Source organism: Modestobacter sp. SYSU DS0904 (genome assembly GCF_054051115.1).
This window is the reverse complement of record NZ_JBJHAQ010000004.1, coordinates 59,017-84,914: the sequence shown is the minus strand read 5'-3', so window position 1 is coordinate 84,914 and position 25,898 is coordinate 59,017. Positions and strand designations below refer to the sequence as shown.

At 74.8% G+C, this 25,898-nt stretch carries 31 protein-coding genes and 1 tRNA gene; 11 read left to right on the top strand and 21 right to left on the bottom strand.

Annotated features, from left to right (window positions below; genetic code table 11):
* Positions 1–41 precede the first annotated feature (41 nt).
* Entirely contained in the window at positions 42–515 is a 474-nt protein-coding gene (locus ACI79U_RS03985) for a hypothetical protein (RefSeq protein WP_457065710.1), read from the top strand.
* Between the two features lie 144 nt (positions 516–659).
* Positions 660–1,121, top strand: coding sequence for an SRPBCC family protein (locus tag ACI79U_RS03980; protein WP_457065712.1), 462 nt, complete (start codon positions 660–662; stop codon positions 1,119–1,121).
* A gap of 116 nt (positions 1,122–1,237) precedes the next feature.
* Here the strand turns inward: ACI79U_RS03980 and ACI79U_RS03975 are convergent, their stop codons facing one another.
* Genes ACI79U_RS03975 through ACI79U_RS03960 form a run of 4 tightly spaced genes read right to left on the bottom strand, consistent with a single transcriptional unit; the run spans position 1,238 to position 5,474 of the window.
* Entirely contained in the window at positions 1,238–1,498 is a 261-nt protein-coding gene (locus ACI79U_RS03975) for an HPr family phosphocarrier protein (RefSeq protein WP_457065714.1), read from the bottom strand.
* A gap of 34 nt (positions 1,499–1,532) precedes the next feature.
* Positions 1,533–3,662: a PTS fructose transporter subunit IIABC gene (locus ACI79U_RS03970; RefSeq protein ID WP_457065716.1), complete on the bottom strand. Its 2,130-nt coding sequence runs from the start codon at positions 3,660–3,662 to the stop codon at positions 1,533–1,535.
* 16 nt (positions 3,663–3,678) lie between these two features.
* The gene (locus tag ACI79U_RS03965) at positions 3,679–4,710 is read right to left on the bottom strand and encodes a 1-phosphofructokinase family hexose kinase (protein ID WP_457065719.1); all 1,032 of its coding nucleotides are present in this window, start codon (positions 4,708–4,710) and stop codon (positions 3,679–3,681) included.
* The gene (locus tag ACI79U_RS03960) at positions 4,707–5,474 is read right to left on the bottom strand and encodes a DeoR/GlpR family DNA-binding transcription regulator (RefSeq protein ID WP_457065721.1); all 768 of its coding nucleotides are present in this window, start codon (positions 5,472–5,474) and stop codon (positions 4,707–4,709) included. Before ACI79U_RS03960 ends, ACI79U_RS03965 begins: the two co-directional genes overlap by 4 nt.
* A gap of 218 nt (positions 5,475–5,692) precedes the next feature.
* On the opposite strand from ACI79U_RS03960, the gene ACI79U_RS03955 reads away from it, so the two are divergent.
* Positions 5,693–7,408, top strand: a complete 1,716-nt coding sequence (locus ACI79U_RS03955) for a phosphoenolpyruvate--protein phosphotransferase (protein WP_457065723.1) — start codon at positions 5,693–5,695, stop codon at positions 7,406–7,408.
* A gap of 278 nt (positions 7,409–7,686) precedes the next feature.
* Positions 7,687–7,842, top strand: a complete 156-nt coding sequence (locus ACI79U_RS03950; protein ID WP_457065725.1) for a hypothetical protein — start codon at positions 7,687–7,689, stop codon at positions 7,840–7,842.
* A 234-nt stretch (positions 7,843–8,076) separates the two neighbouring features.
* Here ACI79U_RS03950 and ACI79U_RS03945 read toward each other — a convergent pair whose 3' ends face one another.
* A complete protein-coding gene (locus ACI79U_RS03945; RefSeq protein ID WP_457065727.1) occupies positions 8,077–8,913 on the bottom strand; it encodes a tyrosine-protein phosphatase in 837 nt (278 codons plus the stop codon).
* 17 nt (positions 8,914–8,930) lie between these two features.
* A complete protein-coding gene (locus ACI79U_RS03940; protein WP_457065729.1) occupies positions 8,931–9,821 on the bottom strand; it encodes a 3-methyladenine DNA glycosylase in 891 nt (296 codons plus the stop codon).
* 178 nt (positions 9,822–9,999) lie between these two features.
* Here ACI79U_RS03940 and ACI79U_RS03935 point away from each other — a divergent pair, with 178 nt between their 5' ends.
* The 4 genes from ACI79U_RS03935 (at position 10,000) to ACI79U_RS03920 (ending at position 13,746) form a co-directional block, all read left to right on the top strand.
* Positions 10,000–10,950: an ABC transporter ATP-binding protein gene (locus tag ACI79U_RS03935; protein ID WP_457065731.1), complete on the top strand. Its 951-nt coding sequence runs from the start codon at positions 10,000–10,002 to the stop codon at positions 10,948–10,950.
* Between the two features lie 59 nt (positions 10,951–11,009).
* Positions 11,010–11,837 carry an ABC transporter permease gene (locus ACI79U_RS03930; protein WP_457065733.1) on the top strand — a complete coding sequence of 276 codons (828 nt, stop codon included), beginning with the start codon at positions 11,010–11,012 and terminating at the stop codon, positions 11,835–11,837.
* 68 nt (positions 11,838–11,905) lie between these two features.
* Complete coding sequence (locus tag ACI79U_RS03925; RefSeq protein ID WP_457065735.1) at positions 11,906–13,108, top strand: sensor histidine kinase; 1,203 nt, start codon at positions 11,906–11,908, stop codon at positions 13,106–13,108.
* Positions 13,105–13,746 carry a response regulator gene (locus ACI79U_RS03920; protein WP_457065738.1) on the top strand — a complete coding sequence of 214 codons (642 nt, stop codon included), beginning with the start codon at positions 13,105–13,107 and terminating at the stop codon, positions 13,744–13,746. The genes ACI79U_RS03925 and ACI79U_RS03920 overlap by 4 nt, the downstream gene beginning before the upstream one ends.
* Positions 13,747–13,831: 85 nt before the next feature.
* Here the strand turns inward: ACI79U_RS03920 and ACI79U_RS03915 are convergent, their stop codons facing one another.
* The 13 genes from ACI79U_RS03915 to ACI79U_RS03855 all read right to left on the bottom strand — a co-directional run bounded on the left by ACI79U_RS03915 (position 13,832) and on the right by ACI79U_RS03855 (position 22,916).
* Positions 13,832–14,011 carry a hypothetical protein gene (locus tag ACI79U_RS03915; protein ID WP_457065741.1) on the bottom strand — a complete coding sequence of 60 codons (180 nt, stop codon included), beginning with the start codon at positions 14,009–14,011 and terminating at the stop codon, positions 13,832–13,834.
* A gap of 25 nt (positions 14,012–14,036) precedes the next feature.
* Positions 14,037–14,270: a hypothetical protein gene (locus tag ACI79U_RS03910; RefSeq protein ID WP_457065744.1), complete on the bottom strand. Its 234-nt coding sequence runs from the start codon at positions 14,268–14,270 to the stop codon at positions 14,037–14,039.
* Positions 14,271–14,384: 114 nt separating this feature from the next.
* Entirely contained in the window at positions 14,385–16,229 is a 1,845-nt protein-coding gene (locus ACI79U_RS03905; protein WP_457065747.1) for an acyl-CoA dehydrogenase, read from the bottom strand.
* A gap of 183 nt (positions 16,230–16,412) precedes the next feature.
* Complete coding sequence (locus tag ACI79U_RS03900; RefSeq protein ID WP_457065749.1) at positions 16,413–16,571, bottom strand: hypothetical protein; 159 nt, start codon at positions 16,569–16,571, stop codon at positions 16,413–16,415.
* Complete coding sequence (locus tag ACI79U_RS03895; protein ID WP_457065751.1) at positions 16,568–17,017, bottom strand: hypothetical protein; 450 nt, start codon at positions 17,015–17,017, stop codon at positions 16,568–16,570. The genes ACI79U_RS03900 and ACI79U_RS03895 overlap by 4 nt, the downstream gene beginning before the upstream one ends.
* Before the next feature lie 98 nt (positions 17,018–17,115).
* Positions 17,116–17,751, bottom strand: a complete 636-nt coding sequence (locus ACI79U_RS03890) for a TetR/AcrR family transcriptional regulator (RefSeq protein ID WP_457065753.1) — start codon at positions 17,749–17,751, stop codon at positions 17,116–17,118.
* A gap of 172 nt (positions 17,752–17,923) precedes the next feature.
* On the bottom strand, positions 17,924–18,052 hold the full coding sequence (locus tag ACI79U_RS03885; RefSeq protein WP_457065755.1) for a hypothetical protein: 129 nt from the start codon (positions 18,050–18,052) through the stop codon (positions 17,924–17,926).
* A gap of 108 nt (positions 18,053–18,160) precedes the next feature.
* Positions 18,161–19,042, bottom strand: coding sequence for a metal ABC transporter permease (locus ACI79U_RS03880; protein WP_457065758.1), 882 nt, complete (start codon positions 19,040–19,042; stop codon positions 18,161–18,163).
* A gap of 3 nt (positions 19,043–19,045) precedes the next feature.
* Positions 19,046–19,843 (bottom strand): metal ABC transporter ATP-binding protein, encoded by a 798-nt coding sequence (locus ACI79U_RS03875; protein ID WP_457065760.1) that lies wholly within the window; start codon positions 19,841–19,843, stop codon positions 19,046–19,048.
* Positions 19,840–20,898 carry a metal ABC transporter solute-binding protein, Zn/Mn family gene (locus ACI79U_RS03870; protein WP_457065763.1) on the bottom strand — a complete coding sequence of 353 codons (1,059 nt, stop codon included), beginning with the start codon at positions 20,896–20,898 and terminating at the stop codon, positions 19,840–19,842. Before ACI79U_RS03870 ends, ACI79U_RS03875 begins: the two co-directional genes overlap by 4 nt.
* 334 nt (positions 20,899–21,232) lie before the next feature.
* On the bottom strand, positions 21,233–21,397 hold the full coding sequence (locus tag ACI79U_RS03865) for a hypothetical protein (RefSeq protein WP_457065765.1): 165 nt from the start codon (positions 21,395–21,397) through the stop codon (positions 21,233–21,235).
* Positions 21,398–21,438: 41 nt separating this feature from the next.
* Positions 21,439–22,365, bottom strand: coding sequence for a ribokinase (locus ACI79U_RS03860; protein WP_457065767.1), 927 nt, complete (start codon positions 22,363–22,365; stop codon positions 21,439–21,441).
* A 32-nt stretch (positions 22,366–22,397) separates the two neighbouring features.
* A complete protein-coding gene (locus ACI79U_RS03855; RefSeq protein WP_457065769.1) occupies positions 22,398–22,916 on the bottom strand; it encodes a DUF6328 family protein in 519 nt (172 codons plus the stop codon).
* Between the two features lie 48 nt (positions 22,917–22,964).
* Between ACI79U_RS03855 and ACI79U_RS03850 the strand changes: the two genes are divergently transcribed.
* Genes ACI79U_RS03850 through ACI79U_RS03840 form a run of 3 tightly spaced genes read left to right on the top strand, consistent with a single transcriptional unit; the run spans position 22,965 to position 25,121 of the window.
* Positions 22,965–23,315 carry a DUF3140 domain-containing protein gene (locus ACI79U_RS03850; protein ID WP_457065771.1) on the top strand — a complete coding sequence of 117 codons (351 nt, stop codon included), beginning with the start codon at positions 22,965–22,967 and terminating at the stop codon, positions 23,313–23,315.
* On the top strand, positions 23,312–24,067 hold the full coding sequence (locus tag ACI79U_RS03845; protein ID WP_457065773.1) for a methyltransferase domain-containing protein: 756 nt from the start codon (positions 23,312–23,314) through the stop codon (positions 24,065–24,067). The genes ACI79U_RS03850 and ACI79U_RS03845 overlap by 4 nt, the downstream gene beginning before the upstream one ends.
* A gap of 28 nt (positions 24,068–24,095) precedes the next feature.
* On the top strand, positions 24,096–25,121 hold the full coding sequence (locus tag ACI79U_RS03840; RefSeq protein ID WP_457065775.1) for a type III polyketide synthase: 1,026 nt from the start codon (positions 24,096–24,098) through the stop codon (positions 25,119–25,121).
* A 30-nt stretch (positions 25,122–25,151) separates the two neighbouring features.
* Here ACI79U_RS03840 and ACI79U_RS03835 read toward each other — a convergent pair whose 3' ends face one another.
* Both ACI79U_RS03835 and ACI79U_RS03830 read right to left on the bottom strand, forming a co-directional pair.
* The gene (locus tag ACI79U_RS03835; protein WP_457065777.1) at positions 25,152–25,697 is read right to left on the bottom strand and encodes a GNAT family N-acetyltransferase; all 546 of its coding nucleotides are present in this window, start codon (positions 25,695–25,697) and stop codon (positions 25,152–25,154) included.
* 62 nt (positions 25,698–25,759) lie between these two features.
* Positions 25,760–25,830, bottom strand: a tRNA-Gly gene (locus tag ACI79U_RS03830).
* Positions 25,831–25,898: the final 68 nt, after the last annotated feature.

The following is a 25,898-nucleotide window of genomic DNA, read 5'->3' as shown; positions in this document are numbered from 1 at the left end:
CGTCGCCGGCGCGGCGACGAACCCGAGGAGGAAGCGGGGCGATGAGCGGAGCAGGGAGCGGGCCCACCGCTCGGGACGAGGAGCTCCGGGAGCCGCTCGGGATGCCGACCCTGCTCCGGTGGCGCGGCATCGGGTTGGCCGCGGGCACGGTCGCGCTCCTCGCGCTCCTCGCGTTCCTGGTCGTCGCGGTCGCGCGGGACGGTGTCGGCGGCGCGGTGGGCGCGCTCGGCCTGCTGGCCGCCCTCGTCTGCGCACTGACGGCGCTGAGCTTCCTGCGGCGTTCGTGGTCCGAGCCCGAGGTCGCCGACGACCCGCTGGTGGCCCGGGCCCGGCGCTGGTCGGGCGTCGCCTCGACGGCCTGGTACCTCGCGATCGTCCCCGGCCTGGCGGTCCGGGTGCTGCCCGAGTCGTTCGACTGGCTGCGCTGGCTGGTGCTCGCCCTCGGCGCGGTCGCCGTGGTCGCCTTCACGGGAATGCTCGTGTGCACGGCTCGGTGGCGCCCCGCAGGGAACTGACGTCCCCGCGTCCGACGTCGATCCTCGCCGAAGTGGCCACTTCGGCGCAGGTGAGGGGTGCGTCCGTCACGCCGGGTGTTCGATCGGGCGTGCTCGGGTAGGGCGCTCTGCGACGGCAGATCCCGAGCAGAGGAGGAGCCACCCATGGCCACCGTGGAGAAGTCGATCGACGTCGACGTCCCGATCCGGACCGCGTACGACCAGTGGACCCAGTTCGAGTCCTTCCCGCAGTTCATGAACGGTGTCGAGCGGATCACCCAGCTCGACGACCGGCACACCCACTGGGTCACCAAGATCGGTGGGGTCGAGCGGGAGTTCGACGCCGAGATCACCGAGCAGCACCCCGAGGAGCGGGTGGCCTGGAAGAGCACCGACGGCGAGACCAAGCACGCCGGTGTGGTCACCTTCCACAAGCTCAGCGACACCACGACCCGGGTGATGATCCAGCTGGACTGGGAGCCCCAGGGCGTCGTGGAGAAGGTCGGCGCGGCGGTCGGTGTCGACGACCGGCAGATCAGCGCCGACGCGAAGAAGTTCAAGGAGTTCATCGAGAGCCGCGGCACCGAGACCGGTGCCTGGCGCGGGGACGTCCCGCGCGAGGGCTGAGAAAGGACCCCGTTCTCCTCATCCCTCGCAGGCTCGGGACGAGCCTCTGAACGGGGCCTGACGGCGCCCGCCACCTCCCCGTGAGGTGGCGGGCGCCGTCGCGTGCGGTGCCGGGACTACTCGGCGTCGAGGTCGCTGGCGACCATGTCGGCGATCCGGTCGAGCACCGCCTCGTCCTCGCTGCTCACCGTGACCTCGGTGCCCTGCTTGGCGCCGAGCGTCATGATCATCAGCGGCGACCCCGCGTCGATGGCGTTGCCGCCGGGGCCGGCCAGGGTGACCGGCACCCCCGACTTGGTGACGGCCTCGGCGATGAGCGCGGCCGGACGGGCGTGCAGGCCGACGGCGGAGCCGACGGTCACGGTCTTGGAGGGCATCGATGCCTGCCTTCTGTGGTCGGGTTCCTGGTGGTCAGTGTGCCGGTCGGGCGGCGACCGGCTGCGCCGGGGCGCTCCCGGTTCCGGGGCCGCCGGCCACGTCCGTGGTGAGGTCGGCCTCGGGTGCCCCGGTGGGCTTGCGGCCGATGCTCTTGGCGAGGGTCACCGCGACGCCCCCGACGATCGCCCCGGCGAGCACGGCCAGGATGAACAGCACGGCGTTGCTCATCGCGAAGAACACGAAGATGCCCCCGTGCGGCGCCTGCAGCTCCAGGCCGAGGCCGGCGACGATCGCGCCGGTGGTGGCGCCCCCGAGCATCATCGACGGGATCACCCGCAGCGGGTCGACCGCGGCGAACGGGATCGCCCCCTCGGAGATGAACGCGAGGCCCAGCAGCCAGGCGGCCTTGCCGTTGTCCCGCTCGGCCGGGGTGTACAGCCGCGGGCGCAGGACGGTGCTGGACAGCGCCATCGCCAGCGGCGGCACCATCCCGGCGGCCATCACGGTGGCCATGATGACCAGCTGCTGCTGGCCGCCCTCGCCGGCGATGGCGGCGGTGAGGCCGGTGGTGGCGAAGACGTACGCCGCCTTGTTCACCGGACCGCCCAGGTCGAAGCACATCATCAGGCCGAGGATGATCCCCAGCACGATCGATGCGGCGCCGGTCAGCCCGTTGAGGAAGTTCCCGAGCCCCTCCAGCGCCTCGGCCAGCGGGCGGCCGAGCAGCACCACCATGATCCCGCTGGAGATCAGCGTGGCCAGCAGCGGGATGATCACGACCGGCTGCAGGCCGCGGGCGAAGGCGGGCAGCTTCCAGCGGCTGATCCACAGCGCGGCGAAGCCGGCGATGATGCCGCCGACCAGGCCGCCGAGGAACCCGGCGCCCACGGTCAGCGAGACCGCGCCGACGACGAAGCCGGGGACGATGCCCGGCCGGTCGGCGATGGCGTAGGCGATGTAGCCGGCGAGCGCCGGGACGAGGAAGCCGAACGCGGCCTGGCCGAGCACGGTGCACAGCGCGCCGAGGTACCCGAGCAGCCCGTCGTTGAGGCCCTCGATCGGGGGAGCCGAGGGCAGGTCGAAGAAGTGGTTGTTCAGCGCCCAGTTGAGCGCGTAGCTCTGCGCGCCGTCCGTGGTCGGGTCCGCGTTGACGATCTGGTAGCCGCCGAACAGGAAGCCCAGCGCGATGAGCAGACCGCCGGCCGCGACGAACGGGATCATGTAGCTCACGCCGGTGAGCAGCCAGCGGCGGATCTCCGACCCGACGCCGGGCCGGTCGCCGGTGGCGGCGGGGGTGGCGCCGTCGGCGGCGGTGCCCGGCACCCGGCGGGCGTTCGGGTCGTCGGCGGCGGCGAGCGCCTCGCGGATCATCACCTCGGGCTCGTTGATCGCCCGCTTGGTGCCCGACTGCACCAGCGGCTTGCCGGCGAAGCGGTCCCGGTCCTTGACGCCGACGTCGACGGCGAAGATGGCCGCGTCGGCGTCCCGGATGACCGCCGGGTCCAGCGGGGTCGAGCCCGACGAGCCCTGGGTCTCCACGTGCAGGTCGACGCCGAGCTCCTTCGCCGCGGCGGTGAGCTTGTCGGCGGCCATGTACGTGTGCGCGATGCCGGTGGGGCAGGCGCTGACCGCGACGATGCTGCGGCGCGCCCGGGCGGGTTCGGCCGGCGCCGGGGTCTGCGGAGCCGGTGCGGCCTCCGCCGGGGTCTCGGCCGGGGAGACGACGTCCTGCACCAGGTCGACCACCTCCTCCGGCGTCCGGGCCGCGCGCAGCGCCTCGGTGAACTCCGGGCGCACCAGCGCCCGGGCCAGCGCGGTGAGCAGCGTCAGGTGGTCGGCGTCGCCGTGTTCCGGGGCGGCGATGAGGAAGGCCAGGTCGGCGGGGCCGTCCGGGGCGCCGAAGTCGACCGGCGGGGACAGCCGGGCGAACCCCAGCGACGCCTGGGTCACCGCCGCGGAGCGGCAGTGCGGGATGGCGATCCCGCCGGGCAGCCCGGTGGCCGCCTTCGCCTCCCGGGCCAGCGCGTCGTCGGCCAGCGCGTCGGCGCCGGTGGCCCGGCCGGCGGTGGCGACGAGGCCGGCCAGCCGGTGCACGACGGCGCTCTTGTCGGGACCGAGGTCGGCGTCGAGCGCCACCAGTTCGGTCGTGATCAGTGCGGGCATGGTCGTTCCCCCGGGGTCAGTGGGTGTCGGTGGCGCCGGTGGCCGGAACGGCCGCGGCGGGAGCTGGGTGGCCGGGCAGGCCGGGTGAGACGGCGACGGCGGCGCGGTCGACCTGCGCCGGCACGGGCACCGCCGAGCCGGGCAGCGCGGCGCTGGCCGTGCCGTAGGCGACCGCGGCGCGCAGCCGCTCGGCCGGCTCCTCGTCGGCCAGGTCGGCCAGCACGTAGCCGGCCAGGCTGCAGTCACCGGCGCCGACCGTGCTGCGGACGGCGACCCGCGGCGGCCGGGCCGACCACACCCCGCCGTCCGCGGTGGAGAGCACCGCGCCGTCGGCGCCGAGGGTGAGCAGCACCTCGGCGACGCCGCGCCGGTGCAACGTGGTGACCGCGGCGAGTGCCGCGTCCGGGTCGTCGGCGACGGCGGACTCGGGGAGGCCGGCCAGCTGGGCCAGCTCCTCGGTGTTCGGCTTGAGCAGGTCCGGGGCGGCGTCCGGGCCGGCGGCCAGCAGCGCCAGCAGCGGCGCCTCGGAGGTGTCGACGGCGATCCGTGCGCCGGTGCCGCGCAGCGCCCGGACCAGGGTGGCGTACCAGTCGCTGGGCACGCCGGGCGGCAGTGACCCGGACAGCACGACCCAGCGCGCCGTGCGGGCCTGCTCGAGCAGCGCGGCCTGCAGGGCCGCCAGCGCCGGCTCGTCCAGCTGGGCGCCCCGCTCGTTGAGCTTGGTGGTCGTGCCGTCGGGCTCGGTGAGCGTGTAGTTGGTGCGCACCGGGGTGCCGATCGGCACGGTGGCCAGCGGCAGACCGAGCGCCTGCAGCGCCCCGACCAGCGGGTCGTCGTCGGCCGCGGGCAGCACGGAGACGACGTCGGCCCCGGCGGCGGCGACGGCGCGGGAGACGTTCACGCCCTTGCCGCCGGGCTCGGTGGAGCTGCCGCCCAGCCGGGTCACCGCCCCCCGGTACAGCGGGCCGGGCAGCTCCAGCGTCCGGTCCAGGCTGGGGTTGGCGGTCAGCGTGACCACCCGCCCGCCCGGTGTGGCGTGCGTCCTCATGCGACGAGCACCTCGATCCCCTGCGACTCGAGCTCGGCGACGACGGCCGGGTCGGCCTCGTCGTCGGTGACCAGGACGTCGACGTCCTCCACGGCCGCGAAGCGCACCAGGTGCTCGCGGCCGAGCTTGCTGCTGTCGCCGAGCACGACCACCCGCTGCGCGGCGCTGGCCATCGCGCGCTTGACCGCGGCCTCGGCCTCGTCGGGGGTGGAGAAGCCGTGCCCGGCGCTGATCCCGTTGGTGCCGAGGAAGACGACGTCGGCGCGCAGGTCGGTGAGGGCGCCCACGGTCGACTCCCCGACCGCCGACTGGGTGATGCCGCGCACCCGTCCACCCAGCACGTGCAGGGTGACCGCCGGGGCGCCGGCCAGCCGGGCGGCGATCGGCACCGAGTTGGTGGCCACCACGAGCGACCGCTCGGCGGGCAGCAGCTCGGCGAGCGCCGCGGTGGTGCTGCCGCCGTCGAGGATCGCGCTGCCGTTGGCCGGCGGGAGCAGGGTGAGCGCGGCGGTGGCGATCCGGCGCTTGGCGTCGGTGCGGGTGCTGCGCCGCTCGCCCAGGCCCGGCTCGACCACGGCGAGGGTGCCCACCGGCACGGCACCGCCGTGCACCCGGCGTAACATCCCCGCGCGCTCGAGGACGGCGAGATCCCGGCGGACGGTCTCGGTGGTCACCCCGAAGTGCTCGGCGACCGCGGTGACCGCCACACGCCCGCGCTGGGTGACCAGGCCGGCGATGGCCTGCTGCCGCTCCTCTGCGTACACGTCCACCTCCTGGGGTCAGCCGTGCTCGGGGCCGGGTCGACGAAGGCCCGGGCGCTTGCCCGAACATGTGGGAACCGGGCTTCGTTTGTGTTGTTCTACGTGGGATCAGTTGACAAGTCAAGCCTCAGTGGTGACTCTGGTCACCGGACGCACCAAGGTTGCTGCGCGCCGGACCCCCACCCCCGCGCCCACAGGCCCGAGCAGACAGTGAGGCCCCGATGTCCTCCTCCTCCACCGGAACCGGGATCCGCCCGGCCGACCTGACGTCGCCGACGGTGCTGACGGGCACCCCCGTGGTGCCCGGGGTCGCCGTCGGGCCCGTGGTGCGTCCGGTGGGGGAGGTGCAGCTGCCCGAGACCGCCGGGCCCTGGGTGCCCGAGGACCGGCGCGCGGCCGAGAGGGACCGGTTCACCGCCGCCGCCGATGCGGTGGCCGAGCGGTTGGCCGCCCGCGCCGCGGCAGCGACCGGCGTGAGCGCCGAGGTGCTGAACACCACCGCTCAGCTCGCGCGCGACCGCGGCCTGCTCTCCGCCGTCGAGCAGCGCATCGGCGACGGCGCCACCGCGCCGGTGGCCACCGTGGGCGCGGCCGAGCAGTTCATCGAGCTGTTCACCGGCCTCGGCGGGATCATGGCCGAGCGGGTCACCGACATCCGCGACGTCCGGAACCGCATCGTCGCCGAGCTGACCGGGCAGGGGGAGCCGGGCGTCCCGGCACCGGAGACGCCGTCGGTGCTGCTGGCCGACGACCTCGCGCCGGCCGACACCGCCGGCCTGGACACCGCCCGGATCATCGCCCTGGCCACCCGGCTCGGCGGCGCGACCAGCCACACCGCGATCATCGCCCGGCAGCTCGGGCTGCCCTGCGTCGTGGGCGTGGGTGGGCTCGGCGACGTCCCGGTGGGGGCCACCGTCCTGGTCGACGGCGACCAGGGCACCGTGACGATCGAGCCCGATCCCGCGGAGGCGGGGGCCCGGGTCGACGAGGCGCGGCAGGTGGCGGCCGCGCTGGCCGGCTACCGCGGCCCGGGCACCACCCGGGACGGGCACCCGGTGCAGGTGCTGGCCAACGTGCAGGACGGCGCCGGGGCCCGCGCCGCCGTCGACGCGCACGCCGAGGGGGTCGGGCTGCTCCGCACCGAGCTCGCGTTCTTCGGCCGCACCGAGGAGCCGACCGTCGAGGAGCAGGCCGACATCTACGCCGGCGTGCTCGAGGCGTTCCCCGGGGGCAAGGTGGTGATCCGCACGCTGGACGCCGGCTCGGACAAGCCGCTGCCGTTCGCCACCCCGCCGGACGAGGCCAACCCGGCGCTCGGTGTCCGCGGGGTGCGCACCGCCCGCCGCGATCCGGGCATGCTCACCCGGCAGCTCGACGCGATCGCCCAGGCGGCCGAGCGCACCGGCACCAGCCCGTGGGTGATGGCGCCGATGGTCGCCACCGAGGCCGAGGCCGCCGAGTTCGCCGCCCAGGTACGGGAGCGGGGCCTGACGCCCGGCGTCATGGTGGAGGTGCCCTCCGTCGCGGTGCTCGCCGACCGGTTCCTGGCGCACCTGGACTTCCTGTCCATCGGCACCAACGACCTGTCGCAGTACACCCTCGCCGCCGACCGGCTCTCCGCCGACCTCGCCGACCTGACCGATCCCTGGCAGCCGGCACTGCTCGCGCTGGTGCAGGCGACGGCGGCTGCCGGTCAGCGGGCGGGGAAGCCGGTGGGCGTCTGCGGGGAGGCGGCTGCGGACCCGATGCTGGCCGGCGTCCTGGTCGGCATGGGGATCACCTCGGTGTCCTGCGCGGCCTCGTCGGTGGCCGGGGTGGGTGCCCGGCTGGCGACCGTGGACCTCGCCACCTGCCAGCGGGCGGCCGAGGCCGCGCTCGCCGCCGCCGACCCGCAGTCCGCTCGGGCCGCCGTCCGCGAGGTGCTCGCCGCCGGCTGACCCGGCTTCGGCTCAGCGCCCCGTCGGTCCACTGGACCGGCGGGGCGCTGTCGTCTGCGACGCAGGACCGGTCACCCAGCAGAGGTGACCGACTGCACCCGGTAGGTGCTGGACAAAGTGACGCTCGGGTGACGGATCGGTGGCCGGCACCCCCTTCGAGTGAAGATTCCGTCGGAAGCTTCGGCAACACGGCCTTTGATCCGTTGGAATAGAAGCCACCCTGCCTGCTTTAATGCAGGCGTAACACCCACTCAGGACCCCCGGAAGAAGGCAGTGACATGAGCAGCGTGACCTCCAGCTGGCGTCAGCGTCGGCAGGCGTCGCGTACGCGGCGGGCAGTGGATGCCGCCGTCGCCCGCACCAGCAGCCCCGCCATGCGCGACGAGCTGCTGACCCTGGCCAACAGCAGCCAGTTCGGCAACGTCCTGCGCTGAAGAAGGACCCCCTCGCCCCCCACCGCTCGCACGCTCGCGGCGGGCCCCTGCGAGGGGGCCGATGACCAGGCACGCACCGTGACCCCGGACTCCCCCTGGGAGCCGGGGTCCTCTGCTGTCCGGGGTCTGCCGCCGAGCAGCCCCTCCCCGCCCCTCGAGGCATGGGAAGCCATGCACCCGGTCTCGCGGCCGAAACCGGGTGCAAAGCCTCCTGTGCCTGGGGCGGGGGAGGCGTCAGTCGCGGAGGCGGGCGCGGAGCGCGGCCTGCTCCGCGGCGCCGAAGCCGTGCTGCTCCAGCCAGCCGATGGGGCCGCCCCACCGCTGGTCGACCAGCTCCAGCACCCGGCGCATCGTCTCCGCCTTCGGGGTGTGGCTGGCGACGTCGCGGGTGGTCATGTCCGCCTGGTAGGTGGGGCTCTGCTGCAGCTTGGCGACCAGCGCCTCGATGATCTCCGCGGTCTGCGCGTAGTCGGCGACGATCGCCCCCGGGGTGACCCCCGCGACCGCGAGCGCCAGCGCCGACACCACCCCGGTGCGGTCCTTGCCGGCGGCGCAGTGCACCACCGCCGCGCCCGGGCCGGCGGTCAGCGCCCGCAGCGCGGCCAGCACGTTGTCGGCGCTGTCGGTCAGGTAGCCGAGGTAGGAGCGGACGGCGGGCGGCTCGCCCTCGTCACCGGGCGCCGCCTGGCGGGGGAGGATCGACTCCGCCCAGTCGGCCGGCAGCTGGGCGCGGACCTGCTCGTCGTCCTCCTCGGCGGCGAAGACGTCGGTGCGCATCCCCCGCTCGGGCAGCAGCGTGAAGTGCCGGTGGGTGACCGCGGCGACGTCGCGCAGCGGGCCGCGGCCCTCCATCAGGATCTCCGCGGTGGTCCGCAGGTCGATCACCTCGGTCAGCCCCACGTCCTCCACCAGCGTGCGGACGTCGGCGTCGCTGAGCGTCTGCAGGTTGTCACTGCGCAGCACCCGCCCGAACTGCGTCGTCCCCCCGTCGACGGTGGGCAGTCCACCCAGGTCGCGGGTGTTCGTCGTCCCGTCCAGGTGCAGCCAGCGGTCGGTGCGGGTGGAGGTCACCTGCTGACCGTACGACGTCAGGCGCCGTCCAGCAGCTCCCGGCAGACCGCCAGCAGCCGCTCGCGCAGCACCGCACCGCGGGCGGCGAAGCCGCGCTGGGCGGCCCCGTACTCGGCCTTGCCCGCCGGCGTCTCGATCGCCACCGGCGGGTACCCGTGCGCGCTCAGGTCGTAGGGGGAGGCGCGCATGTCCAGCTCCCGCACCTCGGCGGCGAGCGCGAAGCAGTCGGCAAGCAGCTCGCCCGGGACGGCGGGGCTGAGCTTGTACGCCCACTTGTAGAGGTCCATCGTCGCGTGCAGGCAGCCGGGCTGGTCCATCGCGGGCTGGGTCTCCCGGGTGGGCCGCAGGGTGTTGCGCGGCGCGCCGGCGCGGGTGAAGAAGCGGTACGCGTCGATGTGGCTGCACTGCACGCGGTGGGACTCCACCACCGCGTCGGTGCCGGCCTGCCCCAGCCGCAGCGGCAGCGGATGGCGCACCTCGCCGTCCTCGGGGCGGTAGAGCATCGCCCACTCGTGCAGGCCGAAGCAGCCGAACTGGCCGGGGCGGGAGGCGGTGCCGCTCAGCAGCCCCTCGATCCAGCCGACCGCGGTGCGCCGCTTGGCCAGGAACGCCGCCCGGTCCAGCCCGACCCCGCCGGCGGTCGCGGTGTGGAACGGCCAGCTCAGCCGCTCCTGGGCCGCCGCGCCGCTCAGCACGGTGCCGACGCCGGGGTGCCAGCGGCGCAACCGGCCCGGTGGCTCGGAGTAGTAGGTGAACAGGAAGTCCAGCACCGGGTGCGCGACCCCGGCCCGCCGGCGCTCCTGGTGCGGCGCCAGCCAGGTGTCCATCCGCGCCCGGTACGCCGTCTCCCGGGCGCGCCACTCCGGCTCGGGCAGCACCGTCGGCGCGGTGTCGAGCAGCGGGTGCACCGGCCCAGGGTAGGTCGGCGCACCGGGCGCCCATGACACGTGTCATGCCCCGCCCGTGCGCCGGCGCGGCGAAGAGGTGCACGCCGGCACCTGTGCCGGCCGGATCCGGGCGGCAGCGTCAGGGGTGCGTCCGACAGCCCGGCCCCACGGCGGCCGGCGGCGCACCGAGGAGGTCGACGTGCACGCCACCACCACCCTGTCCCCGTCCACCGCGCCGGCACCGGCGCCGGCGATCGAGGTCACCGACCTGCGCCGCAGCTACGGCGACTTCGAGGCGGTGCGCGGCATCTCCTTCGAGGTGCAGCCCGGCGAGGTGTTCGCGCTCCTGGGGGTCAACGGGGCGGGCAAGACCTCCGCCCTGGAGGTGCTCGAGGGGCTGGCCGCACCCGGTGGCGGCACGGTGCGCGTGCTCGGCGCCGACCCGGTCCGGGAGCGGGCGCGGGTCCGGCCGCACCTGGGCGTGCTGCTGCAGTCCAGCGGCCTGCCCGGCGACCTCACCGTCGCCGAGACACTGCGCACCTGGGGTGGCACGCTCACCGACCCGCGGCCGGTGCCCGAGGCGCTGGCGCAGGTGCAGCTGACCGATCGCGCCGACGTCCGGGTGCGGAGCCTCTCCGGCGGCGAACGGCGACGGCTCGACCTCGCCCTGGCCCTGCTCGGCCGGCCGCGCGTCGTCGTGCTGGACGAGCCGACGACCGGCCTGGACCCGGAGAGCCGGCGGCAGGTGTGGCAGCTGGTCCGCGACCTGGTCGCCGACGGCGCCGCCGTGGTGCTCACCACCCACCACCTGGAGGAGGCCGAGGAGCTCGCCGACCGGGTGGCCGTGCTGCGCGCCGGCCAGATCGTCCTGGCCGGCACCCAGGAGGAGATCGCCGAGACCCAGCCGGCCACCATCCGGTTCACCCTCGACGACGACGCCCCCGAGCCGCCCCGGCCGGCCGCCGCCCACGTCATCACGGAGCGGCCGCGGGTCGAGTGGCACACCCGCGCCCTGCAGCCGGTGCTGGTCGAGCTGCTGACCTGGGCCGCCGGGCACGGCGTCGTCCTGCGGGCGCTGGAGGCCCGGGCCGCCTCGCTGGAGCAGGCGTTCCTGGCCGTGGCCGCCGAGGGCCGCACCCCGGCCGCCTGACCTGACCCGCCCGATCCGATCCGCTCCGACCCCGAGACCCATCCCGAGAGGACATCCCGATGACCCAGTCCAGCACCCTGCCCCGCACCCCGGACCCCACCACCGCTGCACCCAGCCGGGTGCGCCGGGTCGCCGCCCTGGCCGGCGGGGAGACCCGGCTCCTGCTGCGCAACCGCACCGCGGTGGTGAACTCGGTGCTCCTGCCCCTGCTGCTGGTGGTCGCCGTCCCGGCGCTCGGCCTGTCCGGTGACGTGCCGCTGGGGCCCCAGCTGATCGTCACCGGCGTCGGCGTCGCGCTGATCTTCCTCACCTACTACAACCTGGTCACCACCTACGTGGCCCGCCGCGAGGAGCTGGTGCTGCAGCGGATGCGCACCGGCGAGCTCACCGGTCCCGAGGTGCTGCTCGGCACCGCGGTGCCGACCCTGCTGGTCACCGGGGGCCAGATCGCCCTGGTCACGGCCGGGGTGGCGGTGATCGGGGAGTGGCACCCGCCGGTGGAGTACCTGCTGCCGGTGATCGCGGTGCTCGGGGGCGCCGCGCTGATGACGGTGCTGGCCGCCGCGAGCACGGCCTTCACCCGCACGCCGGAGAGCGCCCAGATCACCACCCTCCCGCTGGTGATGCCGACGACCGCGCTGTCCGGCCTGCTCGTGCCGCTGACCTCCTTCCCCGAGGAGCTGGCGATGGTCGCCCGGTTCCTGCCGATCACCCCGGTCGTCGAGCTGCTGCAGCTGGGGTTGAGCGGCGTGACCTGGGACGGCGCAGTGGTGGACGCCGGTGGGGCCTGGGCGGCGGCGCCCGTCCCGCTGGCCGTGCTGGCCGGCTGGCTGGTGCTGGGCACGCTGGCCGCGCTGCGGTGGTTCCGGTGGGCACCCCGCCGGTGAACCCCCCGGCACGCGGGCGCGGGGCGGTCGGCGGGGTCCGGCCGGGCCGGTACGGCACCATGACCGCCGTGCCGACCGTCTCGCGCTGGTGGCGCAGCCGGACCGCGCCCCAGCGTCTCGACCTCTACACCCGCTGGTCGTTCTACGTCACCGTCGCGACCCTCCCGCTCCTCTCCGCCGCCGTCCTGGCGTCGGCCGCGCGACCGGCCCACCCGGTGGCCTCGGTGCTCTTCCTCGCCGGGTCGTTCGCCACGGCGGCCGGCGGGATCGCCGTCACCAGGCGGGGGCTCGACGCCCACCGCCGCGGCGAGCAGCTGCCCCGCGGCCCGGTGCTCGCCGCGTTCACCGCCGCCGGCGTCACCGCGGCGGCCGGGGCCTGGGCCTTCGCCGACGAGCCCGCACTCGCCCCCGCGGTGCCCTGGGCGGTCGCGCTGCCGCTGGGGATGGTGCTGCTGGCGTGCTCGTCGGCCTGGACCACCCGGCAGCTCAGCCCGCCCGCGGTCACCATCGGCGTGCTGAGCGGGTTCGCCGCCTTCCTCGCCGGCACCCCGGCGGTCGCAGCCGTGACCCAGGGCCTCGCGCTGACAGCCGCGGCGTTCGGCGTCGTCCTGGCCTTCCGGTTCTCCGTCTGGGTGCTCGACGTGGTGGTGGAGATGGACCGCACCCGCGGGGTGCAGCTGCAGCTGGCGGTGGCCGAGGAGCGGTTGCGGTTCGCCCGCGACCTGCACGACGTGATGGGCCGCAACCTCTCGGCGATCGCGGTGAAGAGCCAGCTGGCCGGCGAGCTGGTGCGCCGGTCGCGGCCGGAGGCGGCCGACGAGGTCGCCGACATCAGCCGGATCGCCGAGGAGTCGCTGAAGGAGGTGCGCGAGGTGGTCCGCGGCTACCGCCGCACCGACCTGGCCGGCGAGCTGGCCGGTGCCCGCTCGGTGCTGCGCGCCGCCGGGGTCACCTGCACGGTGCAGGGTGAGGACGCGGCCGTCGGGCTGCCCGAGCCGGTGCAGGTCGCGCTGGGCTGGGTGGTGCGCGAGGCGGTCACCAACGTGCTGCGGCACAGCGAGGCGAGCGACTGCACGATCGTGCTCGGACGAGGGGAGGGCGAGGTGCGGCTGACCGTGGCCAACGACGGGGTCTCCGGTGCGCCGGGCTCCGGCAACGGCCTGACCGGCCTGCGTGAGCGGCTGGCCGGGGCCGGGGGGGCGCTGGACGCCGCCCGGGACGGCGACCGGTTCACCCTGACCGCCACGCTGCCCGCCGGGGGTGCGCCGTGATCGGGCGGCACGAGGTGACCGGGGGGCACGAGGCGATCCGGGTGCTGCTGGCCGACGACGAGAACCTGGTCCGCTCGGCCTTCGCCGCGCTGCTCGGGCTGGAGGAGGACCTCGAGGTGGTCGCCCAGGCCTCATCGGGCGCCGAGGCGCTGGCCATGGCCCGCACGCACACCCCGGACGTCGCCGTGCTGGACCTGCAGATGCCCGACCGGGACGGGATCAGCGTGGCGGCGGAGCTCACCACGGTGCGGCCCGGCTGCGGCGTGGTCATCGTCACCGGGCACGGCCGGCCGGGGCACCTCAAGCGGGCTCTGGAGGCCGGCGTCCGCGGGTTCCTGCCCAAGACGGTGGGCGCCGCCGTGCTCAGCGACGTGGTGCGCACCGTGCACCGGGGCGGGCGCTACGTCGACCCGGAGCTCGCCGCGGAGGCGATCAGCGCCGGGGACAGCCCGCTGACGCCGCGGGAGGCCGACGTGCTGGAGCTCGCCGCCGGCGGCGCACCCGTCGAGGAGATCGCCGCCCGCGCCCACCTGTCGCCGGGCACGGTGCGCAACTACCTGTCGGCGGCCGCCGCGAAGCTGGGTGCGGCGAACCGGCACGCGGCCGTGGAGGCCGCGCGCCGGCACGGCTGGATCTGACGAAGGACCCCCTCGCCCCCTCGCCTCGCACGCTCGGCGCGGGCCCCTGCGAGGGGGCCGGGTGCTCGGCCCCGGGGGGCCGAGCTCAGTCGTTGCCCGGGCGTGCGACGGAGTCCTCGCGCTGGGCCTCGTCGTCGGTGAGCAGGACGGTGTCCTTCTCGCCGCCGTCTCCGCGGTCGTGGCCGGAGGTGCCGTCGACCAGGTCGCCGTCCGGGTCGGAGGTCGCCGGGGAGTCGTGGTAGCCGCTGCTGGTGGGTTCGGTCATGGGGTGGGCCTCTCGATCAGGGGGTTCAGGTCGGGTCGGCGCGCTGCGCCAGGGAGGGCTCGGTCGGCGTGCGCTCCGGTTGGAGGTCGTCGCTCTCCGCGTCCCGCTGCAGCGCGGCCTCCCGGGTCAGCGGGACGCCTTCCCGGGTGCCCGTCTCGTTCGTGTCCTCCGCGCCGGTGCCCAGGTCGCTGTTGTCGCCGGTCCCTGAGGCAGTGGGCACGTCCTGCTGGATGCGGTCGCTGCCGCTGGGGTCGCTCATCACCGTCTCCTCGGCTGGACGTCGTCCTCCGCCCATGCCCGGGATCCCCCGACCCCATGCACCGGTGGCCCGGCCCCACGACGCGGCCTCAGAACGCCGCCTCAGAACGCCGCCTCAGAACGCCGCCTCGTCGACCTCCATCAGCGCGTTGTCGGTGTGCTCGGCCAGGTACCGTTCGCTGGTGAGCTTGGGCAGCACCTGGCTGCAGAAGAAGCGGGTGGCGGCGAGCTTGCCCTCGTAGAAGAGCCGGTCCCGCTCGCCGACGTCGCCGGCCAGCGCGGTCAGCGCCACCTCCGACTGCCGCACCAGCAGCCAGGCGGTGACCAGGTCGCCGACCGCGAGCAGCAGCCGGCTGGTGTTCTGGCCGACCTCGTAGAGCTTCGTGCGGTCCTCGTTCGCCGCGGTGAGCTGGCCGAACATCGCGGTGAGCATCCCCTGCACGTCAGCCAGGGCGGTGCCGAGCAGCGCCCGCTCCTCCTTGAGCCGGCCGTTGCCGGCCTCGGCGGTGACGGTGTCCTGGATCTGCTCGGCCAGCCAGGTCAGCGCCACCCCGCCGTCCCGGACGATCTTCCGGAAGAAGAAGTCCTGCCCCTGGATCGCCGTCGTCCCCTCGTACAGGGTGTCGATCTTGGAGTCCCGGATGTACTGCTCGACCGGGTAGTCCTGCAGGTAGCCCGAGCCGCCCAGGGTCTGCAGCGACTCGCTGGTGAGCAGCTGGGTGGCCCGCTCGGAGCCGTAGCCCTTCACCACCGGGAGCAGCAGGTCGTTCAGCTTCGCCGCCAGCACGGCCTCCGGGCTGTCGGTGGTGCCGGCGGCCTCGGCCTCCATCAGCTGGTCGCGGAAGGTGGCGGTGTACAGGTACAGCGCGCGCATGCCCTCGGCGTAGGCCTTCTGGAGCATCAGCGAGCGGCGCACGTCGGGGTGGTGGGTGATGGGGACGCGCGGGGCGTCCTTCGACGTGGCGGTGAGGTCCGCGCCCTGCACCCGGGTCCTCGCGTAGGACAGCGCCACCTGGTAACCGGCCGACAGGGTGGCGATCGCCTTGGTGCCGACGAACATCCGGGCGTACTCGATGACGGTGAACATCTGGGCGATGCCGTCGTGCACGTCGCCGACCAGCCAGCCCCGGGCCGGGACCGGTCCGTCCCCGAAGGTGAGCTCGCAGGTGGTGGAGACCTTCAGGCCCATCTTCTTCTCGAGGTTGGTCACGTACACGCCGTTGCGCTCGCCCAGCTCGCCGGTGGCCAGGTCGACGTGGAACTTGGGGACGACGAACAGCGACAGCCCCTTGGTGCCCGGCCCGGCTCCCTCGGGGCGGGCCAGCACCAGGTGGACGATGTTGTCGCTGAGGTCGTGCTCGGCCGAGGAGATGAACCGCTTGACCCCGGTGATGTGCCACGACCCGTCGGGCTGCTGCACCGCCTTCGACCGCCCGGCGCCGACGTCGGAGCCCGCGTCGGGCTCGGTGAGCACCATCGTGGCGCCCCAGAGGTGCTCGATCATCAGCTCGGCGAGACGCTGCTGGTCCGGGGTGCCGAGGGAGTGCAGGATCGCCGCGAAGGTCGCGCCCGAGCCGTACATGAACACCGCCGGGTTGGCGCCGAGGATCATCTCGAACGCCGCCCAGCGCAGGCTGAACGGTGCGCCGAAACCGCCGAGCTCCTCGGGCAGGTCCAGCCGCCACCACTCACCGGCCTCCACCGCCCGGACCGACTCCTTGAACGACTCGGGCAGCGTCACCGAGGAGGTGGCCGGGTCGAAGACCGGTGGGTTGCGGTCGGCGTCGGCGAAGGAGTCGGCCAGCGGCCCCTCGGCGAGCCGGCGGACCTCGGCAAGCACCCCGCGGGCGGTCTCGGCGTCCATCTGCTCGAACGGTCCGGTGCCGAACCGGTCCTTGGTGCTCTGGAACTCGAAGAGGTTGAACTCGAGGTCGCGGAGGTTGGCCGTGTAGTGGCTCATCTGCGGAGCGCTCCTGGGTGCGTGGCCGGTCGGCACGGGTGGTTCTACCCGCGGGTAACAAACGCTATTACCGACTGGTAACCGGAGCAAGGACCCGGTTCCGCTGCCTCCCACGCTGATTGCCCGCGTCCCACTTACTGCAGTACGTGGGACGCGGGCAATCAGCGTGGAACGGGCCCGGGGTCAACTGTCCCGGTCGTCGTCCCGGTGGGCATCGGGCTCGGTCTCCGGCGGCGGGCTGACCGGGCCGGCCATGCCGTCGGCGTCGTCGTCGCCTCCGGGCGGCGAGACGGCGCTGCCGAGCGGGCCGACGTCGTGGTCGGGCCGCTCCGGCGTGCTCACGACGACGACCCGGGTGCGGCGGCGTCCTCGTCGAGCACCGGGCCCGCCTCGTGGCGCGGGTGGCCCTGGGTGCGCTCGCGCTGCTTCATCCGCGCCTCGTAGACGTGCCGGTCGCCGTCGGTGAACCCGTCGCGGGCCTGCCGGTCGAAGTCGCGGAAGGTGGACCAGTAGTTGGCGTCGTAGTCCTCGACGATCTGGAAGGTCCACCGGTCGGCGATGACGTTGCGGCCGACCAGGTCCCGGTCCAGCTCGTCGGCGAACTCACCGTGGCCGGCCTGGCGGAAGAGGTCGACGGCGTCCTGCAGCAGCAGGTCGGCGCGGCCGGTGAGCTGGTGGAAGCCGTAGAGCATGCCGCGGGCGTGCTCGACGGCCTCGAGGGCCTCGGAGAGCTTGCCCACCGCGGTGACGGTGTCGTCGTCGAGGTCGGGGCGTGAGCGGTCGGTCATGGACCGATCCTGCGGGTGCGCGCGCCCGCTCGCCCGCTGGCCCCGCTGCAGGGTCCCGCCGCGAGCTCGCGAGTGGTGGGGGGCAGTGGGGTCCTTCGTCAGGCGGTGGCGTCGCGGACGGCGGCGTCGATCAGCTTCTCGGCGAGCCGGCGGCCGTGCGAGGCCGGGCCGTCGGGGCCGAGCAGCCCGCCGGAGAGGTACATCCCGTCGATGATCAGGTGCACCTGCGCGGCCAGGTCCTCGCCACCGCCGGGCACCACCTCGGCGGCCAGCCGCTCCAGCCGCAGGTGCAGCTCGAACTTGTAGTCCGCGGCCGCGCTGCGGGCCGGGTGCTGCGGGTCGTCGTACTCGCTGCTGACGTTGGTGAACGGGCAGCCGCGGAAGCCGGTGCGGGTGACGTCCTTCTCCACCGCGTCGACCACCGACAGCAGTGCGGCCCGGGGGTCACCCTCCAGCCGGATGAGCTCCGCGTCGATGTAGGACAGCACCGTGGCCGCCTTGCGCGCCAGGTAGGCCCCGACCAGGTCGTCCTTGCTCTTGAAGAGCCGGTAGACCGTCATCTTGCCCAGCCCGGTCTCGCGGACCAGCTCGTCCATGCCCACGCTGCGCGAGCTGCGCGCCGAGAACAGGCGCTCGGCGGTGTCCAGGACGATCTCCTGTCGCTCCGCGCGGGACCGACGGAGCGGTGCCGGACCGTCGTCGGCCGTGTGCAGGGGGAGGGCTGCGGCAGTCACGTCAGCGATCGTGCAGCACCTCGTGACGGAGCAGTTCGCGGCACGCCGACGTGTTCAGGCGCTCAGGCAGTGCTGTCGTGGCGCACGGCACCGGCCGGGGCGGAGGGCGTTCCGTGGGGCTCGTGGGACGACGTCGCCGCAGGTCCGCGGCGGGGCGGTCAGGCCCCGCGGGTCACGCTCGGCGTACCCGGCGGGGGTTGGCCAGCATGCGGATGACCGGCTGCTGGTCCGCGCGTGCCTCGTCGGCCCCGCTGGGGGCGTTCTGGTCCATCCGCTGCTGCTCGGTGTCGTTCGTCGGCATGACGCGAGCTTCCCCCGCACCCGGCCACGGAAAACAGCCCGGCGGGCACGAGAACCCGATCGGGGGCTGAGATGTCGATCACCCCGCCCGTCGCCGGGCGGGTGGCGGTCAGCCGGCGCGGTCGACGAGCAGCGGGGTCTGGTCCACCACCGGCTCGGTGGCCCGGCGGGGAGTCCGGTCCCGGGTGAGGAGCAGCGTGACCGCCCAGGTGAGGACGGCGAGGCTGGTGACGAAGAAGCTCGGCGGCAGGTTGACCATCGCCGAGAGCACCAGGCCGAGCCAGACGCTGCCCAGGGCGATCGCGACGGCGAGCGCGGCGACCATCCCGGGGCGCGCGGTGATCCGCAGCGCCGCGGCGGCCGGCGTGACCACCAGCGCGAACAGCAGCAGGGTGCCCACCACCTGCACGGCCATGGTGATGGTGAGGGCGAGCAGGACGATGAAGGCGACGCCCAGCGCGCGCACCGGCACCCCGCGGGCCTCGGCCACCGCCGGGTCGACCGAGGAGAAGACCAGCGGGCGGGCGATCACCGCGAGCGCGCCGACGACGACCAGGGTGAACCCGCCGAAGATCCACAGCTGATCGGTCGAGATCGCCAGCAGGTTGCCGAACAGGACGGCGGTGGTGCGGCTGGCGTTGGCGGTGGCCAGCGAGGCGAACAGCACGCCGAGGCCGGTGGCGAAGGCGAGGATGGTGCCGGTCGCGACCTCCCGCTCGGCCACCCGCTTGCCGAACAGGCCGATCAGCAGCCCGCCGCTGACGCAGAAGACCGCCAGGCCGAGGGTCACCGGCGCACCGACGAGGATGGCGCCGGTGGCGCCGGGGAAACCGATGTGCGCCAGCGCGTGCGCGGCGAAGGCGTTCTGCCGGGTGACGACGAACCAGCCCATCAGCCCCGCGGTGAGCGCGACCATCGACCCGCCGATCAGGGCGTGCTGCATGAACGAGGCCTGCAGCACCTGCAGCCAGTTCTCCTGGAAGGTGACCACGGTTCAACCGCCCCGGGTGAAGAGATCGCCCTGCGCGGTGCGCACCACCCGGACCGGGGTGCCGTACAGGTGGGTGAGCAGGTCCTCGGTGACGACGGCGTCGATCGGGTCGTGGTGCGGGTGCCCGTCGAGCAGGTAGACGGCGTCGGTGAGCACCGGGAGCAGCGGGTTGAGGTCGTGCACGACGACCATGATGGTCACCTGCCGGGCGCGGGTGAGCTCGCCGAGCAGCGTGACCACCTCGTGCTGGTTGCGCAGGTCCAGGTTGGCCAGCGGCTCGTCGAGCAGGAGCAGCTCGGCGTCGTCCACGATCGCCTGCGCGATGGCGACCCGCTGCTGCTGCCCGCCGGAGAGCTCCGACATCCGCCGGTCGGCGTACCCGGTGGCGCCGACCCGGTCGAGTGCGTCGTCGACCCGGGCCCGCTCGGCGGCGGAGGCGCGGCGCAGGCCGAAGCGGCCACCGGTCAGGCCGAGCATCACCAGGTCACGGGCGCGGACCGTCTCGCCCAGGGCCGCGGTGTAGTTCTGCGGCACGTAGCCGATCCGGCCGTCACCCCGGCGCGGGGTGCGCCCGAGCACCTCGACCCGGCCGGTGGCCGGGGGCAGCAGCCCGAGGGCCAGCTGGAACAGCGTCGTCTTGCCCGCGCCGTTGGGGCCGATGACCCCGACCACGGCGCCGGTGGGCACGGTGAGCGTGCCCTGCGACCAGACCGTCCGGCCGCCGCGCACCACCGAGACGTCGTCGAGGACGAGCGCCGGTGGCGGCGCGGCGACCGGGTCGGCCGTCCGGATGTCGGTCACTGACCCCCACCGAGAGCGTCGGAGAGCTGCCGCAACTGGGACAGCTGCCAGGAGACGAACGAGGTCTCGCCGTCCGGCACCGACTCTGTCACCTCGACGACGGGGACGTCGGCCGCCTCCGCCGCGGCCCGCAGCTGCTCGGGCACGCTGCCCTCGGTCTGGGTGTTGTAGACCAGCACGTCGACCGCGCCGTCGGAGAGCGCGGCCTCGAAGGCGGCGACGTCGCCGGGCGCCGGCTCGGCCTCGTTGCTGGCCGCCTCGCGGTAGCCCTCGGGGGTGGCGTCGATCAGGCCCACCGCCTCGGCGGTGTACTCGAAGACGCTCTCCGTGGCGGCGTAGCTGCGCCCGGCGGCCGCGTCCCGCAGGGAGTTCAGCTCGTCCAGGTAGGGCTGCAGGTCGGCCTCCCAGGCCTCGGCCTGCTCGGCGAAGTAGGAGGCGGCGTCGGGGGAGAGCTCGCTGAGCTGCTCGGTGACCGCCGCGGCGACGCCCTGGACGTAGTCGGGGGAGTACCACAGGTGCGGGTTGACCCCGCCGTGCCCGTGACCTTCCTCGGCGTGGCCCTCCTCGCCCTCGGCGTGCTCCTCCGCCGCGTGCCCGTCCTCGTCGGCGTGCTCCTCGGCGGCGTGCTGCTCGCCCTCGGCGTGGTCCTCGAGGCCCACGACCTCGGCCGCGTCGACGACGGCGGGGTCCGCGTCGAGGGAGGCCACGGCGTCGGCGGCCCAGTGGTCGTAATCGGCGCCGTTGAGCACGACGAGATCGGCCTCGGTGAACGCGGCGATGTCGGCGGAGGTGGCCTCGTAGTCGTGCGGGTCGACGGCCGAGGAGGCGAGCACGGTGGTGACGGTGGCGCAGTCCCCGCCCAGCTGCTCGACGACGTCGCCCCACTGGCTCACCGAGACGACGACGTCGAGGACCTCGCCGGGGCAGTTGTCCGCGTCGGCCTCGCTGGTCGTGGTGCCGGCGCCGCCGGAGCTGCCGCAGGCCGCCAGGGTCAGCGTGGCGGTGGCGGCCAGCGCGGCGAACGCGGGGCGGCGGAACAGGGCAGGGCGGGGCACGGCGGGTCCTCACGTGGATGCCTACTGGGAATGAATCTCACAACCAGTATCACCCAGATGTCGGACGTGGTCGAGGTCGGTCCCCGGAGGTGCTGGCCACAATGGCGCGCAACGCCGTCCGGAGAGCCGGGCGGCCGTGCTGGAGGAGGGGCTCGTGCCCGTCTCGCCGGATCGCCCGTCGTCCGTGCGCCCACCCACCGCACCGCCGCGTCGGGCGCCGCGGGCTCCGGACCGGCCTCGGCCGGAACCGGAGCCGGAACCGGAGCCGGAGGAGTCGGTGCAGGACCGGCCGCCGCGCGGCTGACCCGGCGGTACCCGGGTCAGCCTGCCCGGCTCAGGCGCCGGTGACGCGGTTCTCCGGGTCCACCCCGTCCTCGGCCGCCTGCTCCCCGCCCTCGGCCGGCTGGTCGGGGTGCGGCGTCCGGCCGCCCTCCTGGTCGACGGCGGGGTCGGAGCCCTCGGCGGGCTCGCTGCTGTGCTGCGGTGCGCTCTCGGTCATGCCAGGGCGGATGCCCGGCCGGCCGGTGCGGAAACCCGCCCTCAGGCCACCGCGTCGGCCGGCGGCGTGCGGGGCAGCAGCGCCTGGACGGCATCGTCGTCGGGCAGCGCACCCCGGGCGCCGGGGCCCGTGGTCGACAGGGCCGCCGCGGTCACCGCGTACCGCACCGCCTCGGCCAGGCCGGCGCCGCGGTCCAGCGCGCTGCTCAGCGCGCCGCAGAAGCAGTCGCCGGCACCGGTGGTGTCCACCGCGTCGACCGGGGGCGGTGCCTGCAGCAGCACCGGCCCCTCGGTGGGCACCACCAGGGCGCCGCGTCCGCCCAGGGTCACCACCACGTCACCGGTGGCCACCTGCCGGGCCAGCGCGGCGAGTGCGGCCGGGGCGTCGCCGCCGTCGGTCCCGACGCCGGCCAGCGCCCGCAGCTCCGGCTCGTTGGGCACCAGCACGTCGACCTCGGTGAGCAGCTCGGCCGGCAGCGGCCGGGGCGGCGCCGGGTTGAGCACGACCCTGCCCCCGGTGGCCCCGGCGGCGGCCCGCACCGTCTCCAGCGGGGTCTCCAGCTGGAGCAGGAGCACACCGGCGCGGTGCACCGACTCGACGTCGACGTCGGCCGGGGTGAGCGCGGCGTTGGCCCCGGGGACGACGACGATCAGGTTCTCCCCACCGCGCGCCTCCACCGGGATCGTCGCCGACCCGGTCGGCGTGCCGGCGGTGCGCTGCACCCGCCCGACGTTGACCCCGGCATCGGCCAGGGCGGCCAGCTGGCGGCCGGCGGCGGGGTCGTCACCGACCCGCCCCACCATGTGCACGCCGCGGCCCAGCCGCCCGGCCGCGGCGGCCTGGTTGGCGCCCTTGCCGCCGGGCAGCAGCGTCACCGCGGAGCCGACCACGGTCTCCCCGCGCCCGGGGAGCCGGTCGACGGTGACCACCAGGTCCTCGTTCAGGCTGCCGACCACGGTCACGGACATGCGGGGCTCCCGGTGATCACCACGGCGCCAGCCTAGGAGTCGCGGTCGGCCGCCCGCCGCTGGCGCAGCGGCAGGAGGTACCAGGTGACCAGCCCGAGGACGCCGATCACCGCGCACACGGCGATCGCCGGACCGCGACCCAGCACCACGTCCAGCACCAGCAGCACCGCGCTTCCGATGCCGACGAGGAGCAGGGTCAACCCGCCCACCAGCGACCGGTCGGCGAACGCGACGATCGCCGACTTCTGCCGCCGCCGGAACAGCATCCGGTGGAAGGAGACCGGGGCGACCAGCACGACGGTGGACAGGGCGGTGCTGATCATCGTGATCGCGTACACCGTCGTCCCGAAGGTGCCCAGGTCGCCGAAGCGGGACTGGAACGGCAGGGTCAGCAGGAAGGCGAAGAGCACCTGGACCGCGGTGATCGTCACCCGGATCTCCTGCAGCACCTCGTTGACGTTGCGGTCCAGCACCTCGTCGGGGCTCTCGCCGCGCGCCCGGGCCGTCCGCTCGGCGGCCGCCCGTTCGACGTCGGTCCGTTTCTCTGCCACCCGCCTGCGGTACCGCAGGCGAAGTCGATCAACACCCGGGAGACGCCCATGCCCGAGCGCCAGGCCGAGGACGCCGACGCGATCCGCCGCGAGTTCGGCGAGGCGGTGAACATGACCGCGGGTGAGCTGGAGAGGTGGCTGGCCACCGAGGAGTCCCAGGCGGTGGGGCAGAAGGACGGCGGCTCCGGTGAGTCGACCGGGCACGAGTCCGGCCGGCGGATCGTCGCGCTGCTGCACACGAAGCAGGCCGACCTGACCGACGACGACCTCGCGCACATGCGGAAGGTCACCGGTTACGTGCGGCGACACCTCGCCCAGCAGCCGGCGAAGGAGGACGTCGAGACCTCGAAGTGGCGGTACAGCCTGATGAACTGGGGCCACGACCCGTTGAAGGAGTGAATCCGCTGCCGCGCAACGACCTCGCCCGCAACGACCCTGCTCAGTACGACCAGCTCGCCGACCAGTGGTGGGATCCGCGCGGTGGCTTCGCGATGCTCCAGTGGATCGCGGCCTCCCGCGCCGAGCACGTCCCCCCGGCGTCCGCGCCGGGTGCCGTGCTGGTCGACCTGGCCTGCGGCGGCGGGCTGATGGCGCCGCACGTCCAACGGCTCGGCTACCGGCACGTCGGCGTCGACATCGGCCTGGCCGGGCTGCAGATCTCCCGCCGGCACGGGGTCGAGGTCGTGCGCGGGTCGGTGCTCGCCGTGCCGCTCGCCGACGGGTGCGCCGACGTCGTGACCGCCGGGGAGATCCTCGAGCACGTCGAGGACCCCGGGCAGGTGCTCGCCGAGAGCGCCCGGCTGCTCAAGCCCGGTGGGCTGCTGGTCATCGACTCGATCGCGGCCACCCGGATCGCCCCGCTGGTGGCCGTCCGGATCGCCGAGCGGCTGCCCGGCGGGCCGCCTCCCGGCATCCACGACCCGGCGCTGTTCGTCGATCGGCGCGAGCTGCTGGCCACCGCGGATCGGCTGGGGCTGGACCTCCGGCTGGCCGGTCTGCGCCCGTCGGTGCGCGACCTGGTGTCCTGGCGGCGCGGTCGGCGGGCGGCGGTCCGGATGCGGCGGATGCCCTACACCGGCATCCTCTTCGCCGGCTACGGGGTCAAGCGCGACGGGCGGGGGCCCGGTCCCGGACGTACGGTCGGGTCATGAGCTGGACCGACGGAAGCCGCCCGCGGCCGTGAGCGCGGTCGTCACCGGCGCCGGACGGGCGCTGCCGGCCACCTACGAGCAGTCCGCCGTCTGGCGCGACTACTTCGCCCCCCGCTACGACGGGCTGCGGGCCGCCGAGCGGGTCTTCATGGCCGCCGGCGTGCGCACCCGGCACGCGGTGGTCTACCCCGGCGCCGAGGACCTCTCCTCGGCGGGCACCGAGACCCGGATGCTCCGTTACGTCGCCGAGGCGATGCCGCTGGGCAAGCAGGCCGTGGCCGGCGCCCTGGACGCCGCCGGCCTGGCCCCCGGCGACGTCGGGCTTTTCGCCGTCGCCTCGTGCACCGGCTACGTCACGCCCGGGCTGGACATCCGGCTGGCCAACGACCTCGGCATGCCGGCCGACCTGCAGCGGCTGTTGGTCGGGCACATGGGCTGCTACGCCGCGCTGCCCGGGCTGGGGGCGGTCGGCGACTACGTCACCGCGCAGTCCCGTCCCGCCGTCCTGCTGTGCCTGGAGCTGACCAGCCTGCACGTGCAGCCGGCCGTCCCGGAGCTGGAGCAGGTGGTCAACCACTCGCTGTTCAGCGATGCCGCGGCGGCCGTCGTCGTGGAGCCGGGGGCCCGGCGGGGCCGCCGAGTCGCGGCCACCGTGGCCCGCACCGACTACCCCACCGCCGACCACATGACCTGGGACGTCACCGACCTGGGGTTCCGGATGGGGCTCTCCCCGCGGGTGCCCGACGTGCTGTCCCGGCACGTCGGCGGCGTCGTCGACGAGCTGCTGACCGGCGCGGGGCTGCGGGTGGAGGACGTCGCCGGCTGGGCGGTGCACCCCGGTGGGCCGCGGATCCTGGACGTCGTCCGCGACCAGCTCGGACTCGCCGAGGAGCAGCTGGGCGCGTCGCGGCGGGTGCTCGCCGAGCACGGCAACTGCTCCTCGGCCACCGTGCTGCTGGTGCTGGAGGAGCTCGCCGACGTCGACGGGCCGGTGGTCGCGATGGCGTTCGGGCCGGGGCTGACCCTCTACGCCACCCTGCTGCTGCCCGCCTGAGTTCGCGGCGCGGTCACCGGAGGTCGCCAGTCACCAGAGATCGCCGCGGCGCCAGTCGCAGATCAGCCGGTCGACCGGGTCGAGCACGATCGGCGTCGACGGCGTGGCCAGCACGAACACGCTCTCGTGCGGGGTCTCCCGCACCCCGTCGGGGGTGAGCGCGGCGGTCGGCCCGGTCCAGGGCAGCCAGCCGCGGGCGGTGTACAGCGCGGCGCCGGCGGTGCTGGCCGCGAGCGCGCCCAGCTCGGCGCCGCCGGTGACCAGCCGCTCGGCCTCGGCCATCACCGTCGTCCCCACGCCCCGGCGGCGGAACGACGCGGCCGTGGCCACCGCCTCGACGTAGCCGGTGCGCAGCGTGACGCCGTCGGCGATGAGCTGGCGGCCGACGACCGCGGCGTGCCCCGCGAGCTCGCCGTCGACGGTGGCCAGCACGTGCACCCCGCACAGCGCGTGGCTCCAGTCGTCGTCGCCGAAGGAGTCGAAGGCGGTGTCGAGGAACCGGCGCAGGTCACGCAGCTCGGTGGGGGAGAGGTCCGCCGTCGGCAGGGTGCGCAGCTGGACGTCGGAGGAGGTCACCGGCACAGCCAAGCGGACCGGCCCGGCAGCCGCAGCCCGGGCGTGACCGGGCGGGGGAGGAGAGCGGGTGACGAGAATCGAACTCGCACTGTCAGCTTGGGAAGCTGATGTTCTACCATTGAACTACACCCGCGGCGGGGCTCAGGCCCTGCACCGGAGAGCCTACCAAGCACCCGGGGCGAGGCGTCAGCCCCCCGGTCA

Excerpts from the sequence above, each read along its gene's own strand:
- ACI79U_RS03985 (WP_457065710.1), top strand. The coding sequence starts at position 42 with ATGAGCGGAGCAGGGAGCGGGCCCACCGCTCGGGACGAGGAGCTCCGG.
- ACI79U_RS03980 (WP_457065712.1), top strand. The coding sequence starts at position 660 with ATGGCCACCGTGGAGAAGTCGATCGACGTCGACGTCCCGATCCGGACC.
- ACI79U_RS03975 (WP_457065714.1), bottom strand. The coding sequence starts at position 1,498 with ATGCCCTCCAAGACCGTGACCGTCGGCTCCGCCGTCGGCCTGCACGCC.
- ACI79U_RS03970 (WP_457065716.1), bottom strand. The coding sequence starts at position 3,662 with ATGCCCGCACTGATCACGACCGAACTGGTGGCGCTCGACGCCGACCTC.
- ACI79U_RS03965 (WP_457065719.1), bottom strand. The coding sequence starts at position 4,710 with ATGAGGACGCACGCCACACCGGGCGGGCGGGTGGTCACGCTGACCGCC.
- ACI79U_RS03955 (WP_457065723.1), top strand. The coding sequence starts at position 5,693 with ATGTCCTCCTCCTCCACCGGAACCGGGATCCGCCCGGCCGACCTGACG.
- ACI79U_RS03950 (WP_457065725.1), top strand. The coding sequence starts at position 7,687 with ATGAGCAGCGTGACCTCCAGCTGGCGTCAGCGTCGGCAGGCGTCGCGT.
- ACI79U_RS03930 (WP_457065733.1), top strand. The coding sequence starts at position 11,010 with ATGACCCAGTCCAGCACCCTGCCCCGCACCCCGGACCCCACCACCGCT.
- ACI79U_RS03915 (WP_457065741.1), bottom strand. The coding sequence starts at position 14,011 with ATGACCGAACCCACCAGCAGCGGCTACCACGACTCCCCGGCGACCTCC.
- ACI79U_RS03910 (WP_457065744.1), bottom strand. The coding sequence starts at position 14,270 with ATGAGCGACCCCAGCGGCAGCGACCGCATCCAGCAGGACGTGCCCACT.
- ACI79U_RS03905 (WP_457065747.1), bottom strand. The coding sequence starts at position 16,229 with ATGAGCCACTACACGGCCAACCTCCGCGACCTCGAGTTCAACCTCTTC.
- ACI79U_RS03895 (WP_457065751.1), bottom strand. The coding sequence starts at position 17,017 with ATGACCGACCGCTCACGCCCCGACCTCGACGACGACACCGTCACCGCG.
- ACI79U_RS03885 (WP_457065755.1), bottom strand. The coding sequence starts at position 18,052 with ATGCCGACGAACGACACCGAGCAGCAGCGGATGGACCAGAACGCCCCC.
- ACI79U_RS03865 (WP_457065765.1), bottom strand. The coding sequence starts at position 21,397 with ATGACCGAGAGCGCACCGCAGCACAGCAGCGAGCCCGCCGAGGGCTCC.
- ACI79U_RS03860 (WP_457065767.1), bottom strand. The coding sequence starts at position 22,365 with ATGTCCGTGACCGTGGTCGGCAGCCTGAACGAGGACCTGGTGGTCACC.
- ACI79U_RS03850 (WP_457065771.1), top strand. The coding sequence starts at position 22,965 with ATGCCCGAGCGCCAGGCCGAGGACGCCGACGCGATCCGCCGCGAGTTC.